Origin of the sequence: Nostoc foliaceum FACHB-393 (assembly GCF_014698505.1) — a bacterium.
GTDB classification, from domain to species: Bacteria; Cyanobacteriota; Cyanobacteriia; order Cyanobacteriales; family Nostocaceae; genus Nostoc; species Nostoc foliaceum_A.
The window spans coordinates 20045-37680 of the sequence record NZ_JACJTD010000034.1; the positions used below are offsets into that span (position 1 = coordinate 20045).

General features: G+C 42.1%; 15 protein-coding genes. 9 read left to right on the forward strand and 6 right to left on the reverse strand.

Annotation, left to right across the window (positions count from 1 at the left end):
• Positions 1–135 precede the first annotated feature (135 nt).
• Positions 136–459 (reverse strand): DUF6464 family protein, encoded by a 324-nt coding sequence (locus H6G92_RS24120; RefSeq protein ID WP_190896519.1) that lies wholly within the window; start codon positions 457–459, stop codon positions 136–138.
• Between the two features lie 205 nt (positions 460–664).
• Positions 665–1150 carry a hypothetical protein gene (locus H6G92_RS24125; protein ID WP_190896522.1) on the reverse strand — a complete coding sequence of 162 codons (486 nt, stop codon included), beginning with the start codon at positions 1148–1150 and terminating at the stop codon, positions 665–667.
• 802 nt (positions 1151–1952) lie between these two features.
• On the opposite strand from H6G92_RS24125, the gene H6G92_RS24130 reads away from it, so the two are divergent.
• Complete coding sequence (locus H6G92_RS24130; protein ID WP_190896523.1) at positions 1953–3299, forward strand: erythromycin esterase family protein; 1347 nt, start codon at positions 1953–1955, stop codon at positions 3297–3299.
• Positions 3300–3409: 110 nt separating this feature from the next.
• On the opposite strand, the gene H6G92_RS24135 is transcribed toward H6G92_RS24130, so the two are convergent.
• Positions 3410–3598 (reverse strand): hypothetical protein, encoded by a 189-nt coding sequence (locus H6G92_RS24135; RefSeq protein ID WP_190896525.1) that lies wholly within the window; start codon positions 3596–3598, stop codon positions 3410–3412.
• A 14-nt stretch (positions 3599–3612) separates the two neighbouring features.
• Here H6G92_RS24135 and H6G92_RS24140 point away from each other — a divergent pair, with 14 nt between their 5' ends.
• Together H6G92_RS24140 and H6G92_RS24145 are read left to right on the forward strand one after the other, a co-directional pair.
• Positions 3613–4074, forward strand: coding sequence for a GNAT family N-acetyltransferase (locus tag H6G92_RS24140; protein ID WP_190896527.1), 462 nt, complete (start codon positions 3613–3615; stop codon positions 4072–4074).
• A 472-nt stretch (positions 4075–4546) separates the two neighbouring features.
• Complete coding sequence (locus H6G92_RS24145; protein WP_190896529.1) at positions 4547–6436, forward strand: transketolase; 1890 nt, start codon at positions 4547–4549, stop codon at positions 6434–6436.
• A 150-nt stretch (positions 6437–6586) separates the two neighbouring features.
• On the opposite strand, the gene H6G92_RS24150 is transcribed toward H6G92_RS24145, so the two are convergent.
• On the reverse strand, positions 6587–7615 hold the full coding sequence (locus H6G92_RS24150) for a 1-acyl-sn-glycerol-3-phosphate acyltransferase (RefSeq protein ID WP_190896531.1): 1029 nt from the start codon (positions 7613–7615) through the stop codon (positions 6587–6589).
• 777 nt (positions 7616–8392) lie between these two features.
• Between H6G92_RS24150 and H6G92_RS24155 the strand changes: the two genes are divergently transcribed.
• From H6G92_RS24155 to hpxZ, 3 genes are read left to right on the forward strand one after another with little or no spacing between them, the layout of a single operon-like run.
• Complete coding sequence (locus H6G92_RS24155) at positions 8393–8647, forward strand: helix-turn-helix domain-containing protein (RefSeq protein WP_190896533.1); 255 nt, start codon at positions 8393–8395, stop codon at positions 8645–8647.
• A 1-nt stretch (position 8648) separates the two neighbouring features.
• Positions 8649–12407, forward strand: a complete 3759-nt coding sequence (locus tag H6G92_RS24160) for a PAS domain S-box protein (RefSeq protein ID WP_190896535.1) — start codon at positions 8649–8651, stop codon at positions 12405–12407.
• A gap of 7 nt (positions 12408–12414) precedes the next feature.
• Positions 12415–12801: an oxalurate catabolism protein HpxZ gene (gene hpxZ / locus H6G92_RS24165; RefSeq protein WP_190896537.1), complete on the forward strand. Its 387-nt coding sequence runs from the start codon at positions 12415–12417 to the stop codon at positions 12799–12801.
• 26 nt (positions 12802–12827) lie between these two features.
• Here hpxZ and hisC read toward each other — a convergent pair whose 3' ends face one another.
• Together hisC and H6G92_RS24175 are read right to left on the reverse strand one after the other, a co-directional pair.
• Positions 12828–13898 (reverse strand): histidinol-phosphate transaminase, encoded by a 1071-nt coding sequence (gene hisC / locus H6G92_RS24170; protein ID WP_190896539.1) that lies wholly within the window; start codon positions 13896–13898, stop codon positions 12828–12830.
• Between the two features lie 243 nt (positions 13899–14141).
• Positions 14142–14390 carry a hypothetical protein gene (locus H6G92_RS24175; RefSeq protein WP_190896541.1) on the reverse strand — a complete coding sequence of 83 codons (249 nt, stop codon included), beginning with the start codon at positions 14388–14390 and terminating at the stop codon, positions 14142–14144.
• Between the two features lie 146 nt (positions 14391–14536).
• On the opposite strand from H6G92_RS24175, the gene H6G92_RS24180 reads away from it, so the two are divergent.
• The 3 genes from H6G92_RS24180 to H6G92_RS24190 all read left to right on the forward strand — a co-directional run bounded on the left by H6G92_RS24180 (position 14537) and on the right by H6G92_RS24190 (position 17590).
• Positions 14537–14929 (forward strand): hypothetical protein, encoded by a 393-nt coding sequence (locus H6G92_RS24180; protein WP_190896544.1) that lies wholly within the window; start codon positions 14537–14539, stop codon positions 14927–14929.
• Between the two features lie 236 nt (positions 14930–15165).
• Positions 15166–15492, forward strand: a complete 327-nt coding sequence (locus H6G92_RS24185; protein ID WP_190896546.1) for a DUF3040 domain-containing protein — start codon at positions 15166–15168, stop codon at positions 15490–15492.
• Positions 15493–15508: 16 nt separating this feature from the next.
• Positions 15509–17590 carry a dynamin family protein gene (locus H6G92_RS24190; RefSeq protein ID WP_190896610.1) on the forward strand — a complete coding sequence of 694 codons (2082 nt, stop codon included), beginning with the start codon at positions 15509–15511 and terminating at the stop codon, positions 17588–17590.
• The last annotated feature ends 46 nt before the right edge of the window (positions 17591–17636 follow it).

Here is a 17636-nt window from a genome sequence, read left to right on the forward strand (position 1 = left end):
TGCAAAGACAAATATTCAAAGTGTTTGTAAATACAAATTATTATAAATAGCGATGATTTTATCATTCCCCGGTTCTATTTGGGAATGTGCTATGAAGTTGCTTTGCCAGTTCAGTTGAGTACTAAGTAAGGACTCTTAAGCCCTTTTTTCATCAGCTAATCCCTTAGGTTCGTAGTGACGACAACCATTACAAGGGCCTTCGGGATTGACAGCACAACGCATGTAGCCAGATCGGGCATTAAATTTGCAGCTGATGTCGCCAATTAGGTAACCCACCCCTTCTAAATAATAGCGATCGCTCTCAACAGGTCTAAGGTTTTGCCGTACCTGCACCGCCGGAAAATTCCTAGCTGCTTGCCTCATCCGTAAGCGTGACCGCGCCTGGGTTTTGCGGATTACCCACAGAGAAATCAGGGACGGTAAAAAACCAACGGCAATCACTAAAAGTGTCTTTAACACCTTCTTTTACCTCTTCTGTGCGCTGATTGATTGTCCCTGATGTTGCACTCTGGTGCAAATATTAGGGCAGTTTTGCCTAATTGCCACCAACTATGGTTGCAATTAGCAATGGCAATTTTGAGGAAGAAGTTCCTTTCCTTCTGCCACTTCAATCAGCATAACTTTTACAACCTGAGGGGTGATCTGCCGTTGAATGTTGATAATTTTAAGATTTGTTGACTAATACCTTTTTGAATAAGCCTTTTGTGTCAGCCTCAGCCCCACTCTTGTTTTTTCTGTGTCGCTGCGATGCTAATTTTTTTTTGGTTTGCTGACGAAGTTGCTGTGCTAGCAGTGCAGCTTCCCTTTCGGCTCGGAATAAATCAACTCTTCGCGTTGTCAGAATAAATGATTCGTCAGGCTTTCGTTTTACCCAAGGGACACTAACTGCGAAATACTGACAAATATTTTTGCATTTTAGAACTGGGTAACGTTTTTGAGCATTCAGTGTGTTAGCGATCGCCTTCAACTCTAATATCGCTGCTTCTAACTCTCCTGCCATCCGATTAACGCGTTCGATTTGTGCAATCAAGCGCTCCTGTTCACTAACGATTTTTTTATCTTGGGGTTGCAGTGGCACTATCGCAGTAGTTACAGATGTAGGCTTTAACAGCAAAATGGGCTTTTTGTCCGTGTCTTGGATTTTTTTCATACTACCTCAAGCAAGACTAGCTGACTTTTAAGGCATTTTAGCAGCAAAATAGTATATTTGTACTATATAAATTGTGTATATGTTGAATCTGAGGAAAATCCACAACTAAGCAAATATGTCGATGTTGATTATTGACCTTCACACGGTTATTGGTAAGGGCACAAAGCTTTGACCTTTTTTAATTAAAAATTAAAAGTTAAAAATTAGTGAAGAAGAATAATTTTTAATTAATTAATTAATTTTGGGTACAGAACCTTTTCCCCTTTCCCTTTTCCCGACTTATGCAAGAAGTCTAATCAGTGGTGGGTTCAGAGCCAACACTGATAGCGCCGGCGGCAAGCGAGTCCGCGAGCGTCTTGCAATTTTTAATTTTACATTTTTAATTGGAGCGTTCGCGCAGCGTCTCGTAGAGAAGCGACTTGACCTCTTGTATTGCTCCTCCCATAGAGATATCGATGGATCAGGCATCATGCACCATTAGCCAGATGGAAGAGGTATGTGAGATTTTTAAGCTGAATTTAGGGACTTACAAAAAACAATTGTGCTTGTGGGGTGAGCGTTTTGCCCGCCCATAACCAAGGGTGGACAAGATGCCCACCTCACAAGATTGGATAATTTATTTCTTGGTAATCCCTTAGCAGGCTAAAAATTTATCGAATAGGTACAAAACCGGATCAACCTTCGCTCATGTGATGATCTGGAATCAAGAACCTGTCAACATAATTCGTAATTCAATTGTTTTAGCTTGCTTCTGCGTAGTGATACTACGAATTACTAATGATCTAGTCACTACTTTCGAACTATGGTAGACGCAACGATAACTAATCTAGTCGATGTGGTACGTGAGTCTGCATACCGACTGACAGGTGCAGCCGCAGACTACGACCCATTGATGAACTTAATTGGCGATGCCCGTATCGTCTTAATTGGCGAAGCTACCCACGGGACGCATGAGTTTTATAAGCAAAGGGCTGAGATTACCAAGCGACTAATTCAAGAGAAGGGTTTTACAGCCGTAGCAGTTGAAGCAGACTGGCCGGATGCCTATCGCGTGAATCGCTATGTGCAGGACGCAAGTGAAGATCCCACCCCTGCGGAAGCACTTTCCGGTTTCCAACGTTTCCCCACTTGGATGTGGCGCAACACAGATATGCTAAATTTTCTGAACTGGCTACGTGAATATAATGATGCTATCCCAGAAAATGCAGTCAAAGTTGGCTTTTATGGGCTAGACCTTTACAGCATGTATGCCTCCATAGAAGTAGTTCTCGAATATCTGGATCAAGTTGATCCCGAAACCGCCCAACGTGCCCGTTATCGTTACTCATGCTTTGAGCATTTGGGTGAAGATGCCCAGACTTATGGCTATGCTACCAGCTTTGGACTGACAAAATCCTGTGAAGAAGAGGTGGTTAATGTACTAGAGGAACTGCAACGTCGGGCTGCCGAGTACATTCAAAAAGACGGAGAGGGAGCAGCGGATGAATTATTCTATGCCCTGCAAAACGCTCGGTTGGTGAAGAATGCCGAGGCTTACTACCGCTCAATGTTTCAGGGTCGGGTATCTTCCTGGAATATTCGCGATCGCCACATGGCAGAAATGTTAGATCAGCTAGTTGCTCATTTTGAACAACAGGGTAAACCAAGCAAAGTAGTTGTCTGGGAGCACAACTCCCATCTAGGAGATGCACGGGCAACTGATATGGAGGTAATGGGTGAAGTAAATGTGGGTCAATTAGTGCGCGATCGCTATGGTGATGATGCGGTGCTGATTGGCTTTACTACTTATACAGGTACAGTTACCGCTGCTTCTAATTGGGGAGGAACTGCCGAACTCAAGCTAGTTCGTCCTGCCTTACCAGGAAGCTATGAAGCCCTATTCCATCAGACTGGAGTACCCCAATTTTTGCTCTTACTAAAGGATAATAATCCAGCAATTACAGGACTCAGAGAAGCACAATTGGAAAGAGCGATCGGTGTCATTTACCAACCAGAAACTGAGCGCATCAGTCACTACTTTTATGCTCGTCTTCCAGACCAGTTTGGTGCGGTGATCCACATAGATGATACAAAAGGCGTGCAACCTCTAGACCGCACTGCCTACTCGGATATGGAAGAAGCACCAGAGACTTTTCCCTTTGCTGTCTAGTCACGAGTCGGGAGTTTTGAATTATTGATCACAATATGGGTCTACAAGCCAGATAATAAGCCTTTTTTCCTTCTGAATTCTAAATTCTAGCTCCTGACTCCTGAATTCTGCTATCTAACGCGCAAAGGACTGTACTCGGAAGTTGAAGTAGTCCCGGCAGCGCTGATAATATTTTTAATAGAGTTATAGCGGTTCTCGTTTACGTGAGGTACACCCGTAGGGGCACGGCAGTGCCGTGCCCCTACACCTCGTGATGTAATGTTGTACCGCATCTGAATGGGAACCGCCATATTTATCATTAATTACCTTCCTGATGAAATTACGAATATACGAAATAGCTGATACCGAAGAAATTATGAAATTGTTCTACGACACTATTCATGAGGTGAATATTCACGATTACACACAAGAACAAGTAGATGCTTGGGCACCAGCAAAGATGGATATTGACGTTTGGATTAAAAGTTTAGGAAGTAAGTTTACTTATGTAGCAGAAGAGCAAGGTAAAATTATTGGTTTTGGGGAATTAGAGGCTAATGGTCATATTGACCGTTTTTACTGTCATAAAAATTTTCAAAGAAAAGGGATCGGTAAGAGAATTTTAGAACAGCTTGAATCAAAAGCAAAGGCTTTAGGAATTGAAAAGTTATTTACAGAAGCCAGTATTACAGCTAAACCTTTTTTTGAAAGACATAATTTTATTGTGATTAAACAGCAAGAGGTAGAACGAAGAGGGCAAAAACTGATAAATTTCATCATGGAAAAACCAATTTAATGATTACTCAATTGATTTGATTAAAAGCAGAGATTTGAGTGTAAAATTCAGACTTCAACTATCAAATATATGCAAGTTTTTTAACAAAACAGTAGTTTTTTCTCGTTGTGCATATCTAAATTTGTGGTATTTTCCACAAATAAAATACTTAACTAAGTGTAATTATTCTTGTATACCCTAAGGAATAAACGTTAGTTATTCCATTAGAAAGAAGCGACTGTAGTTCCTACTATCTAAAGTAAACCCAGAGGCAGCAAAATAAATCTCTGAGCAAGTTTAGTTAAATTTGTATGTGCCTCTGGTTAGAAAAGACACTAGCTATAACAAAGTCAAATTTAAATAGAATAATCTTTCTTTTTATCTATAACGTATTGGCAATTTATTTCGGAAAAATAGCCAAGTCTAGCCAAACACGAGTTATTAGATAAAGAATTCGCCGCAATACCCTTGATTTTTATTGAGGAATATAATTATGACGACACAGGAGCAACTACAACAATGGCATGAACTAGCACAACAGTTACGTGTCGATAGTATTCGCGCTACAACTGTCGCCGGTTCAGGTCATCCTACTTCATCCATGTCACCCGCTGATTTGATGGCGGTTTTACTTTCCAAATATCTCGGCTACGACTTTGATAATCCACATAACCCTAATAGCGATCGCTTCCTTCTCTCTAAAGGACATGCTGCACCTCTGCTCTATGCTATGTATAAAGCAGCGGGGGTAATTACCGATGAAGAGTTATTGTCACTGCGGAAAATTGGCAGTCGTCTAGAAGGACATCCCACACCAGTTTTACCTTGGGTTGATGTGGCGACTGGCTCATTGGGACAAGGATTACCAATTGGTGTAGGGCTGGCTCTAGCAGGTAAATATCTAGATCAACTTCCATACCATGTCTGGGTGTTGCTGGGTGATAGCGAAACATCTGAGGGGTCTGTATGGGAGGCTTTTGATCATGCCTCACACTATAGTCTAGACAATCTGATCGCCATTATCGATGTCAATCGATTAGGCCAGCGAGGTCAGACTGAACTGGGCTGGAACATACAAGCCTATGCTGCGCGTGCTAGAGCCTTTGGCTGGCAAGCGATTGAAATTGATGGTCACGACTTGACAGAGATTGATCAAGCCTTTAGCGCTGCTTTGAGCATCAACGATCGCCCCACGGTAATTATTGCCCGCACAAAGAAAGGCAAAGGTGTGGCTTCTTTGGAAGATTTAGGTGGTTGGCATGGCAAAGCCCTCAAACCCGAAGATGAAAAACAAGCGATCGCGGAGTTAGGTGGTGAACGCCACATAATAATTCAAGTAAACAAACCCGAAGAACAAGGCCAACCAGCGACAACAGGTAATCCTCAACCACTGCAACTTCCCACCTATGATAAAGGTGCAAAGGTCGCAACCCGTCGAGCATATGGTGATGCTTTACTCGCATTGGGAGCCGCTCAACCTGATGTAGTTGTCCTTGATGCCGAGGTGAGTAATTCCACTTACGCCGAAGATTTCGCCGAAGCCTATCCTGAACGCTACTTTGAGATGTACATTGCTGAACAACAAATGATTGCAGCAGCAGTGGGGTTGCAGGTGCGAAAATATAAACCTTTTGCTTCCAGCTTCGCCGCCTTCTTGAGTAGAGGTTACGACTTTGTAAGGATGGCGGCTATCTCTCGCGCCAACATTAAATTAGTGGGTTCTCATGCTGGGGTATCCATTGGTCAGGATGGCCCTTCACAGATGGCACTGGAGGACTTAGCAGCCTTCCGGGCAGTGTGGAGTAGTACTGTACTCTATCCCAGTGATGCCAATCAGACGGCTAAACTAGTGGCGCAGATGAGCGATCGCAGTGGTGTTGTTTACCTCCGCACCACCAGGGAAAGCACACCTGTAATTTATGGCTCTGATGAAGAATTTCCCATTGGTGGTAGCAAAGTAATCTGTAGTTCTGAGCGAGATCAAGCCACTGTAATTGCGGCTGGTATTACACTACATGAAGCACTTAAGGCTTGCGATCGTCTCAAAAACGAAGGGATCGCGGTGCGTGTCATAGATGCTTACTCTATCAAACCCATTGATGTACAGACAATTCATCAAGCTGCACAAGATACCAAAGGTAATTTAGTCGTTGTTGAAGATCACTGGATGGAAGGTGGGCTAGGTGCGGCTGTGCTTGATACCTTTGCTGGTACTAATATTATTCCTACTTACAATGGGCCTCAAGTGCGGCTAATTAAGTTGGCAGTGCTTGATATGCCAGGTTCAGGCACCCCAGAAGAATTGCTCCATGCTGCCAAAATTGACGCAGATGCCATTGTTGAAGCGGTGAAATCGCAAGTCAGACAGCCAGTAGGGGTATAAGACAATAGATTCGATGAGATAAGGGACTTCCAACTAAAAAAATATCCCATCGCTTTCTTGGCAGGGGAGCAGGGAGCAGGGAGCAGGGGGGAGCAACAGTCGTGTTGAGTCCAGAAATTAGGATAATTTATTTTTTGGAGTTCCCTAAGCTTAAATTTCTTTCAAGCAGTGATTAATTTTAATTTGCAGTTTTTCTCGTAATTGTTGTGCCTGCCGATAAACCACTGTAAGCCCTTTGTTTGAATTGGACAATTCTTTTAGTTCTAAAGGCTGAATAAAGTAACGCAGGCGAGTTCTCATTGCCCAAATTCCCATTGAAGGAAACAAAATTAAGACAAGCATTAAAGGTGAGAAAGGCAAAAATGGTAATTTGACTAGTCGTTGCAATTTCTGGAAATTAACAGCCCAAGGATGTAAAGATTCACTGCCAATGCAAACTACTGGGAGAATGGAAATTTGATAGCGATCGCTCAACTTAATAAAACTCACATCAAACTTTTCTATTTGATAGCGTCTCCTCCAACCTTTTAGAGGGCCGCGGATGCCTTCGGGTGCATATAAGATAATTTCACCTTGGGCAATAGCTGCTTCAAAATCGTCTAATTTTGCTCGCACACCACCCAAAACCTGTGACCATTTGGGTGGTAACCACCAAATTACCCAAGGATGCTCAAATAATGCTGGACTTGCTACGGGTTGTATTACCCATCCTCTAGTTTCACCTAATAAGTAGCCCAAGGTCAAAAAATCCCAAGGAAAACACATGCCTGCATGATTCATTGCCACAATCAATGGCCCTGTTTGCGGCAAGTTTTCGACTTGTTGTAATTCTCCACGAAAATAGTATTTAACGATCGGACCGAGAACTTCTTGGCGAAAAGCTTGTTGATATTTGGGATCAAATTCACCAACTTCTGTACGGGGTGAACGAAAACCAAGACGCAACCAACGAATCAGTATCGCCAGATAAAATCCGCCAGGAATTAAAAATAATCCATATTCCAGCCAATTCCAACCGTCTAAATCTGTGTGATAGTGCTGCCAATGGCGGTTGAATAAAATTAGCCAGCCTGGAGGATACCAAAGACAAAACCAATCAAACCAGCTAAATATATAGCCTTCACCTGGTGCATTTTCCAGTTGAGTGTTGAGGAGGTTTTCAGAGTGTTGGTTAATCAAAATAGTGATATAGATTAGGCAAAAATTTTGATTTAAATCTTATCATAGCTTTACAGCTTGGCTATTGGCATCTCACCAAAGAAGTAAAATTAACTACATATATTGAGAAGCATTTTAGATAATTTTGCCAAAATTAGGGATAATTTGGAAAAACTTATCAGTACAAAGTATTACAAAAAACTAATGTATCCAGAGTAACTTTATAGCAATTCTCATTTAAATAAGGAATACAAAAATATTGTGTCCCTACGAGTATCTGTGTTCATTGTGAAAATTAGTTTGTTTAACGTAGACGCATAGCGGCTTGCCACAGGCTACGCACAGAGCACTTACTCCTACGATGAAGCAAGCTACGCGCAGCATCTCGTAGAGGAGTATAGAAAAAGAAGATTTCAGAAATGATTTAAAATTGCTGTTTATAAATATGACAATGTAACGCATCACCCATAGATTTTTGGCAGTGTGTGATGCTTGAAAATGCTCAAAACTCTTAAGATGATACTATTCCCCCATCAAATATGTAGCAAAACTTAATATTTATTTTATAGTTAACTTTTACAGTTCTTCTGTCCCAACAAATGTTGGTTGCACCATCTTAAAATAGTAGCCAGTTATCAGAAGTATGCTGGAAAACTTAAATCAGTGAACAGTAATTAATGAAGCTAATAACTAATATCAGTTTTCCACCAAAAGATGAAATTGATAACAACTAATGACTGTTTAAATTCTTCCTCAAGCTGGAGACAAATGGCGAGACATGTGTCCTAACCTTCCTATATGGAAGTAGAAAAACCACTAAAAATTTCAGATTTCATCCGTGAACTTCGGCAGCAACTCGATCTGTCTCAGGAAAAGTTTGCAGCCAAGTTGGGAGTTTCCCTGCGAACAGTCAATCGTTGGGAGAACGGATCTACAGTGCCTTCACAGATGGCACTAAAGCTAATTGAAGAAATGTTACAGAAAATGGGCGAATCAGGCAAAAGACTACTGAACGAGTATCTCCTAAAAGCGGAGCAACGGGAGGACTCTTAAGATGATCGTGAAAGTACCCGAAAAAATTTTGATGATGCGTTCTTGGTTACTAACCTATGGTGTGATGATTCTGGTAGTCATAGCGGCGCTGCTGCTGACGCAACTATTGCTGCCAGTCTTCGAGCCGAACGTATTTGCATTATTTTATGCTGCCGTGGCAATCAGTGCTTGGTATGGTGGCATGGGACTTGGAGTGCTAGCGATCGCTCTTTCTGTTACAACTTCTCTCTATTTTTTGATCGAGCCAGTCTACTCGTTCGATTTCCTCAGCCTGCATGTCTTAGTACAATTAACTACATTCTCACTAGTTTCCTTCTTAATTACCGCCCTCTCTTCAGAGTTGCGAACTGCTAGACGCAAGGCAGAGACAAGCCTAAAATTGTTGCAAAATAGCGAAATGCGGTTTAGCCGACTGGCAGAATCCAACATCATTGGAGTTATCGTCACTGACATGAAGAACGGCTCCATTATAGAAACCAATGATGCTTTTCTAAAAATGGTCGGCTATACGCGAGAAGATTTATCCGCTAACCAGATGAACTGGCGCGAGATTACCCCGCCTGAGTATCTTTTTTTGAGTGAGCGTTCAGTGGAAGAACTTAGAACGGTCGGAGTCTGTAAACCCTTTGAGAAGGAATACATCCGCAAAGATGGTACAAGAGTTACCGTTTTGCTTGGTTCTGTGCTGTTAGAAGAGACCAAAGAAACGGTTATTGGCTTCGTTGTTGATTTGAGCGAACAGCAAGCTGCGCTACGCGAACGCCAGCAAGCCGAACAAAGTTTGCGGGAGAAGGAAGAACGCCTAAGATTAGCTAACGAGCGTTTTGAGTTAGCAGCATCTGCGGTTAATTGTCTGATTTATGACTGGAATATAGAACAGGATACAGTTGATAGAACCGAGGGTTTAACCAGAATATTGGGCTATTCCCTCGATATTGCTGAACCAACAGGTAATTGGTGGCGTGAGCTTGTTCATCCAGAAGATTTACAGCGTGTACAAGAGGAGGCGGCGATCGCTTTAGCAAATGGCGATCGCTATGCTGCCGAGTATCGCATTCGCAACCAGGATAATCAGTACATCTATATATTGGATCAGGGAATAGTCGCGCAACGGGATGCTGAGGGAAAACCAATCCGTTTAGTTGGCAGCACTACAGATATCAGCGAACGCAAGCAAGCAGAGAAGGCAATTCAAGCAAGTGAAGAACGCCTCAGGAGTTTTGTCAAAGCGAATATAGTTGGCATTCTCTTCGGTGATGTCAATGGTGGTATAACTGAAGCCAACGACGAGTTCTTGCGAATTGTAGGCTATACCCAAGCAGATATCCAGGCTGGTAGACTACGCTGGACTGATATCACACCTCATGAGTACCAATATTTAGATGAACTGGCGATTGCCGAAGCAACAGCGAAGGGAACCTGTACTCCATATGAAAAGGAATGTATTCGCAAGGATGGTTCCACTGTCCCAGTTGTAGTTGGCTACTCTCTGTTAGGAGAATCTCGGCAGAACTCAGTTGCATTCATTCTTGATATTAGTGATCTCAAGCAAGCTAAAAAAGCTCTGAGTCAGAGTCAAGAGCAATTTCAAGCTTTTATGGACAATATTCCAGCCGCAGCATGGATTACAAATGCAAACGGACGTGTACTTTACCTCAGTCCAACTTATCTGAGCACATTCAATTTAGCAACAAATAAGGCGATCAATAAAAACATTTTTGATCTATACTCAGCCCAAATCACTCAACCCTTCCTCGATAACATTAGAATGGTTGCCCAAACAAATCAGGTTGTGGAAACGATCGAGTCTGCCCCACGCATAGATGGCACCCTCGGCGAATTTTTGGTATATAAGTTTCCCATTGCAGATGCATCTGGGCAACGCCTAGTAGGAGGGGTTGCAGTTGACATCACCGAACGCGAACGCGTCCTGCGTGAACGCCAGCTTGCAGAACAAGCTTTGCAAGAGCGCAGTGAAAGACTCAAACTGCTCTCTGAAACAACCAGTGATTTGCTTTCAACTGAGCGCCCCTTGGATCTAATGAACAGCTTGTTTAGCAAACTCTCGGCGCAGATGGATTTGCATTTTTTCTTCCACTATCTAACTGAGACGCACGAAAATAAGCAGAAACTTCGATTAGTGGCTTGGAATGGCATTACTGATGAAGTATTTCAAGCAGTTGAATACCTGGAATTTAATCAAGGGATGTGCGGACTAGTAGCGCAAGAACGCCGTCAAATCGTCGTCAATGATGTGCCGCACTCTACCCATCCAAATGCCCAGATCCTCAATGCTTTGGAAATCACAGCCTATGCAGGTCAACCGTTAATTGCTCAGGGAAAGCTGCTTGGTGTCCTCTCCTTTGCCAGTCGCACCCGTACTCACTTTACTTCTGGGGAAATTGCCCTGCTGCAAGCAACTTCCGATCAGGTGGCGGTTGCTCTAGAACGCGCTCAGTTAATGGATTCGTTACAGCAGCAAAAAGAGCAATTGGTTCAAGCTAATCGGATCAAAGATGAATTTTTGGCGGTGCTTTCCCACGAACTTCGCACGCCGCTAAACCCGATCCTGGGATGGTCGAAGTTACTGCAAACTAAAAAATATGATGAAGCAACCACCACTCGCGCTCTCGAAACCATTGAGCGTAATGCCAAGCTTCAGACCCAACTAATTGAAGATTTGCTGGATGTCTCTCGCATTTTACAAGGTAAACTTAGTCTGAATATTGCTCCTGTGAATTTGGAAACTGCGATCGCATCTGCAATAGAAACTGTGAGTCTAGCCGCCCAAGCCAAATCTATCAATTTGCGATTTACGATTTTAGATTTTGGATTAGAAAATCCTGACACAAATTTAGAATCTATCGATTTTAACCAGCAAGCTGACAATCTAAAATCCCAAATCCAAGTTGCGCTTCCAGCGTACCAAAGGTGCGGCTCAAAATTCTTAGTAACTGGTGATTCAGGTCGCTTACAGCAAGTTATCTGGAATTTACTTTCCAATGCTATTAAGTTTACGCCCCAAGGTGGAAAGGTAGAAATCAGTTTACAGTCACTTGGTTCTCAGGCTCAACTGCGAGTTAGTGATACAGGGAAGGGAATTAGCCCAGATTTTTTACCCTATGTATTTGACTACTTCCGACAAGCTGATGGTGCAACTACCAGAAAATTTGGCGGACTGGGATTAGGATTAGCTATTGTTCGTCACATCGTAGAGCTACATGGCGGCACAGTTAAGGCAGAAAGTTTAGGCGAAGAACAAGGAGCAACCTTTACAGTCATGCTACCGCTGATCGAGATTCATCTCAATAACCAACAGATTGATAAACAACTTGATGATTCGCCCAATCTAAATGGGGTGAAAGTTCTGCTTGTAGATGATGAGCGTGATACGCGAGAGTTAATTGCTTTCATTCTGGAGCAGTCTGGCGCGGTAGTAATTCAGGCAGCATCAGCTATGGAAGCATTACAAGCTATGCCTCAGTTCCAGCCAAATCTGCTGTTAAGCGACATTGGAATGCCGGAATTAGACGGCTATATGCTGATGCGTCAAATTAGAGCTATGCCACCAGAGATGGGAGGGACAATTCCAGCGATCGCTCTCACAGCTTACGCCGCTGAGGCAGATTACCAACAGGCAATTGCCGCAGGATTTGGGCAGCATATCACTAAGCCAGTGGAGCCTGCCAAGTTACTTCGAGCGATCGCTAACCTAATTTATACTAGCAATCTGCAAACTAGTACAACACGCTGTAAATAGAGTAACCATGACTAACGTAAATGACTCTGCCGTTGTAGCTGAAGTAACTGATTTGTACCTCAAATATGAAGAAGCTCTTTGTAATAATAATTTGGAAGTGATGGATACCTTGTTTTGGGATGCGCCCGACGTAGTGCGGTTCGGGATCTCAGAAAACCTCTATGGCGGCGATGAAATTCGTAACTTTCGCCAGAATCGTCCAAACCCAAAAATAGAGCGAGAAATCTCTAATCTCAAGATTGTAACCTTTGGGAAAGATTCAGCAACAGTGACTTTAGAGTTTCGTCGCAATATTAATGGTGTAGAGCGTTACGGGCGACAAAGCCAGACTTGGTACAGGTTTACTGAAGGATGGAAAGTGGTTTCAGCGCATGTTTCATTATTGCCAGTATGAATTTAAAGGTTTTAGATTCTCTCGTCTCAATCTCCCTTGTCCCCAGTCTTTAACAAATAAATTAGTGCCTCTATTAAAGCCTGATTTTGCTCATCAGTACCAACAGTAATGCGTAATTTATCATCTAATTCAGGCTGTTTGAAGTAGCGAATTAAAATTCCCCGTTCCTTCAACTTTTGATAGAGATATTCTGCATTTCCTTCTCTTGGCTGTGCCAGCAAAAAGTTAGCTTGAGAATTCCAAACATGAAAACCTAATTGTTTCAAGTCTGTTGCTAACTTAGTCCGTGAAGCCTTAATTTTTGCTACACAAGCATTTTTATAAGCTTGGTCAGTGATGGCAGCCGTGCCAATTGCACAAGCGATCGCATCAATGTTATAGCTATCCTTTACCTTAAACAATCCCTGCAACAGTTTGGGATTTGCGACTCCAAACCCCAGCCGCAATCCTGCCAATGAGTACCCTTTGGAAAGTGTGCGAATTACGATGACGTTTTCGTATTCCTTGACCAAAGCCAATGTATTCTCTTCAGTAAAATCTACATATGCTTCATCAATCACTAAAACTCCAGATAACTGGCTGGCTAATTTTCGCAGTTCATCTGTTGCCACCACATGCCCTGATGGACTATTTGGCGACGCAATGAATGTCACACATCCATTGGCAGCAACCAGTTCTTCCAAAGGTAAACTGTAGTCTTGGCTGTAGGAAATCTCAGTAATTTCCGCGTCTTGTGTTTCTGTTAAGGTTCGATATAGCACGTAAGTTGGCATTGGATAAACCACCTTTTTGCCAGGTTCTGCACAGGCTCGAATTACTACGCTCAACAATTCGTCACTGCCATTTCCTACAATGATCCAATCGCTAGGAACTCCTAAAATTTTACTTGCAGCTTGACGGAACTCCTCCCCGAAAGGTTCTGGATACCGCCGCAACCGCTCCCCATCAATATTTTGTAGCGCGGCAAGCGCCGCAGGCGAAGGAGGATAGGGATTCTCGTTGCTGTTAAGTTTGATAATCTGTGTACCGCGTTGGGGCTGCTCACCGGGAATGTAGCTAGCCATTGCATTAACATTGGAGCGAAAGTAGTTGGTCATAGAGCATGGAAAAAGATGACTGATGACTCAATACGGTTCGGATAAGGTTTTTTGATGAAAGTTATAGATCACAAAGACGCGATAAATCGCCGTCTTTACAATAATCAGTCCTTTGTAGAGACGGCGATTTATCGCGTCTCTTCCCTTAACCGAACCATATTGACTGATGACTGATGACTGTTAACCGTCAACCGTCATCAGTCTTTCGTATTATCCCATCCTGTTTTAGAGGTGGGGATGAGCTTAAAAGTCTGTTGGTTCACAACACAAGTCTGTTGGTTCACAATACAAGTCTGTTGGTTCACAACACAAGTCTGTTGGTTCACAACACAAGTCTGTTGGTTCACAACACAAGTCTTTTGGTTCACAACACAAGTCTGTTGGTTCACAACACAAGTCTGTTGGTTCACAACACAAGTCTTTTGGTTCACAACACAAGTCTGTTGGTTCACAACACAAGTCTATTTGTTCACAACACAAGTCCATTCTCAACGATTTATTGTCTTGCGTTGTATAATTACTGACCTAACAATCCAATCTTATTAAAAAAAATACCTTTTTTTGCCAGTTTTACTGAACCACAACATTGTCCTATTGAGACACTCTAGAAAGATAGGTTTAGTAAAAAGTATACATAGATGCCACGCAAAAAAAGAAGCTCTCCTGTGCTGGAAAAAACTGAACAGAAAGTAATCGGATTTAAATCAATAGATTCCAGCCTTGACTTTGGTGATTCTATCAGTTTAAACAATTTAACCCAGTTAACCGGGCGACTCCGCAACCAGATTGACCAGTATAATATGATGCTCACCGCCCTTGACTCGGCAAAGGCAGAAATAGAAACCCTTGAAAAGACTATTCGGGAAACTTCAGAACGCTTAGTCTGTGGTGTGGCGTTGAAGTATGGCAAAGACAGCCGGGAATATGAGATGACAGGTGGGGTACGCAAGAGCGATCGCATTCGTAAAGCCATCATTACCCGGTTAAAATCGACCGCAGACTCAAAAGCGGCTTCTCAACAGACGGCGTAACGGGCAACAAATAGGCATCATTTACGGTAAATGATGCCTATTTCTTAGTAGTTGGCGCTTCGCTTTGGTTCTGGGAAGCAGGTGCATTTTGTGGTAGCTAACTCCAGCTTAAATTTAGCAGGCAATTAAAATAGTAATTTTACTGGGGTTATTAAATATTTGCGTAAGTTACGATACAGCATGATTAACGAGTAAATGCTGACATCTTTTCATTGTCTTAGACGGGGTGGATACCGATGACATCTGAAAGCGATCGCCAAAAGGAACTTGAACAACGGGAACGGATATTACGAGAACGAGAAGTTGAATTGCGACTCCGGGAAATAGAAACTAACATCCATACTACCGATGCGGCTTTTCATCAAACTGTGAAGCATCAGCCAGAAAATTCCCAGAAACCTTGGATCAAAAAAGCGATTCTGGCTGGAAAGCTGTTTTCTCTTGGTGTAGTAACACTAGTTGCAGTGAGAATAGCCTCAGTGTTGGCTGGGTTTATTATTGTTGGTGCGCTGGGGTGGATGTCTTACAAATTATTTTTGGAATCTAAAAAAACCAATCTTTAATAAAGGTGTAACTATGATGACTGATAAAGTAGCAACTGATAGATTTATCCAAGATTTAGAGCGTGTTGCTCAAGTGCGATCGGAAATTTCTGTATGTTTGAGTAAACTAGCTGAAACAATTAACAAAGCTGAATTGGTTGGAGACTCTTCATCAGGTAAACTCAGTTTAGAACGAGATATTGAAGATATTACAGTAGCTAGTAAAAACCTTCAGAAAGGTGTCTTTCGCCTTTTGGTATTGGGCGATATGAAACGGGGAAAAAGTACGTTTCTCAATGCCTTAATTGGGGAAAACTTATTACCGAGCGATGTTAACCCTTGTACCGCAGTGTTAACAGTTCTACGCTATGGCCCAGAAAAGAAAGTCACTATTCATTTTAATGATGGTAAGAGTCCACAACAGCTAGATTTTCAGAATTTTAAATATAAATATACTATTGATCCGGCTGAAGCTAAAAAATTAGAGCAGGAGAAAAAACAAGCCTTTCCAGATGTAGATTATGCAGTAGTCGAGTATCCCTTAACATTACTAGAGAAAGGAATTGAAATTGTCGATAGTCCAGGATTGAATGATACAGAAGCGCGAAACGAATTATCTTTGGGTTATGTAAATAATTGCCATGCAATTTTGTTTGTGATGAGAGCTTCTCAACCTTGTACCTTGGGTGAGCGTCGCTACCTAGAAAATTATATTAAAGGTCGAGGATTGACAGTTTTCTTCTTAGTTAATGCTTGGGATCAAGTGCGAGAATCATTAATTGATCCTGATGATGTAGAAGAATTAAAAGCATCTGAGAATAGATTACGGCAAGTATTTAACGCTAATTTAGCAGAATATTGTACTGTAGAAGGTCAGAATATTTATGAAGAACGCGTGTTTGAGCTTTCCTCAATTCAAGCACTCAGACGACGGTTGAAAAATCCCCAAGCTGATTTAGAGGGGACAGGCTTTCCGAAGTTTATGGAAGCGCTTAATACTTTTCTTACCAGAGAACGTGCGATCGCAGAACTCCGTCAAGTCAGAACCTTAGCAAGACTTGCCTGCAATCATACCCGCGAAGCAGTTGCAAGACGCATACCATTACTTGACCAAGATGTAAATGAATTAAAAAAACGAATTGATTCAGTAGAACCAGAGTTTAACAAACTCACTGGTATTCGGGATGAATTCCAAAAAGAAATTATCAATACAAGAGACACTCAAGCAAGAACAATTTCCGAATCTTTTCGCAGCTACGTTTTAAACTTAGGTAACACCTTTGAAACCGATTTCTTACGCTATCAGCCGGAATTAAATTTGTTTGATTTTCTCAGTAGTGGTAAACGAGAAGCATTTAACACTGCATTGCAAAAAGCCTTTGAGCAATATATTACCGACAAATCTGCTGCTTGGACATTAACTGCTGAAAAAGATATCAATGCAGCTTTTAAAGAACTTTCTCGCAAAGCTTCACAATATGGTACTTCTTACAGTCAAGTCACAGATCAAATTACAGAAAAGCTCACCGGACAAGATGTAAAGGTAAACACCACTGCTACTACTGAAGAAGATAACTCTCCCGGCTGGGCAAAATGGGCAATGGGCTTGTTATCGCTGTCTAAGGGAAATCTTGCTGGTTTCGCACTAGCCGGGGCCGGCTTTGATTGGAAAAATATCTTGTTAAACTACTTTACTGTAATTGGTATTGGCGGGATAATTACAGCAGTGACAGGGGTTTTGCTTGGGCCCATCGGGTTTGCGCTGCTAGGTTTAGGAGTAGGATTTTTGCAAGCAGATCAAGCGCGTAAAGAGTTAGTTAAAACGGCGAAAAAAGAGTTAGTTAAACACCTACCCCAAGTCGCGCATGAGCAATCTCAGGTTGTATACAATGCCGTTAAAGAGTGTTTTGACTCTTACGAAAGAGAAGTGGGTAAGCGGATTAACGATGATATTGTATCTCGTAAGGCTGAATTAGATAATTTAGTCAAGCAAAAACAAACCCGTGAGATAAATCGTGAGAGTGAGTTAAACCGTTTAAAAGAATTACAGGAAAATGTAATAGCTCAGTTGCAAAAAATCGAGGCAGCTTATAGCAACTTATTAGCTTACTATAGCTAATATATTTAATTACTCTCGTTCCCAGCTTCTAGCTGGGAACGAGGAA

What these genes read in the sequence shown, in the direction of transcription:
- hisC (WP_190896539.1), bottom strand. Translation starts at nt 13,898, where the DNA reads ATGACCAACTACTTTCGCTCCAATGTTAATGCAATGGCTAGCTACATT.
- H6G92_RS24135 (WP_190896525.1), bottom strand. Translation starts at nt 3,598, where the DNA reads ATGATAAATATGGCGGTTCCCATTCAGATGCGGTACAACATTACATCA.
- H6G92_RS24145 (WP_190896529.1), top strand. Translation starts at nt 4,547, where the DNA reads ATGACGACACAGGAGCAACTACAACAATGGCATGAACTAGCACAACAG.
- H6G92_RS24130 (WP_190896523.1), top strand. Translation starts at nt 1,953, where the DNA reads ATGGTAGACGCAACGATAACTAATCTAGTCGATGTGGTACGTGAGTCT.
- hpxZ (WP_190896537.1), top strand. Translation starts at nt 12,415, where the DNA reads ATGACTAACGTAAATGACTCTGCCGTTGTAGCTGAAGTAACTGATTTG.
- H6G92_RS24160 (WP_190896535.1), top strand. Translation starts at nt 8,649, where the DNA reads ATGATCGTGAAAGTACCCGAAAAAATTTTGATGATGCGTTCTTGGTTA.
- H6G92_RS24125 (WP_190896522.1), bottom strand. Translation starts at nt 1,150, where the DNA reads ATGAAAAAAATCCAAGACACGGACAAAAAGCCCATTTTGCTGTTAAAG.
- H6G92_RS24140 (WP_190896527.1), top strand. Translation starts at nt 3,613, where the DNA reads ATGAAATTACGAATATACGAAATAGCTGATACCGAAGAAATTATGAAA.
- H6G92_RS24180 (WP_190896544.1), top strand. Translation starts at nt 14,537, where the DNA reads ATGCCACGCAAAAAAAGAAGCTCTCCTGTGCTGGAAAAAACTGAACAG.
- H6G92_RS24185 (WP_190896546.1), top strand. Translation starts at nt 15,166, where the DNA reads ATGACATCTGAAAGCGATCGCCAAAAGGAACTTGAACAACGGGAACGG.
- H6G92_RS24155 (WP_190896533.1), top strand. Translation starts at nt 8,393, where the DNA reads ATGGAAGTAGAAAAACCACTAAAAATTTCAGATTTCATCCGTGAACTT.
- H6G92_RS24190 (WP_190896610.1), top strand. Translation starts at nt 15,509, where the DNA reads ATGACTGATAAAGTAGCAACTGATAGATTTATCCAAGATTTAGAGCGT.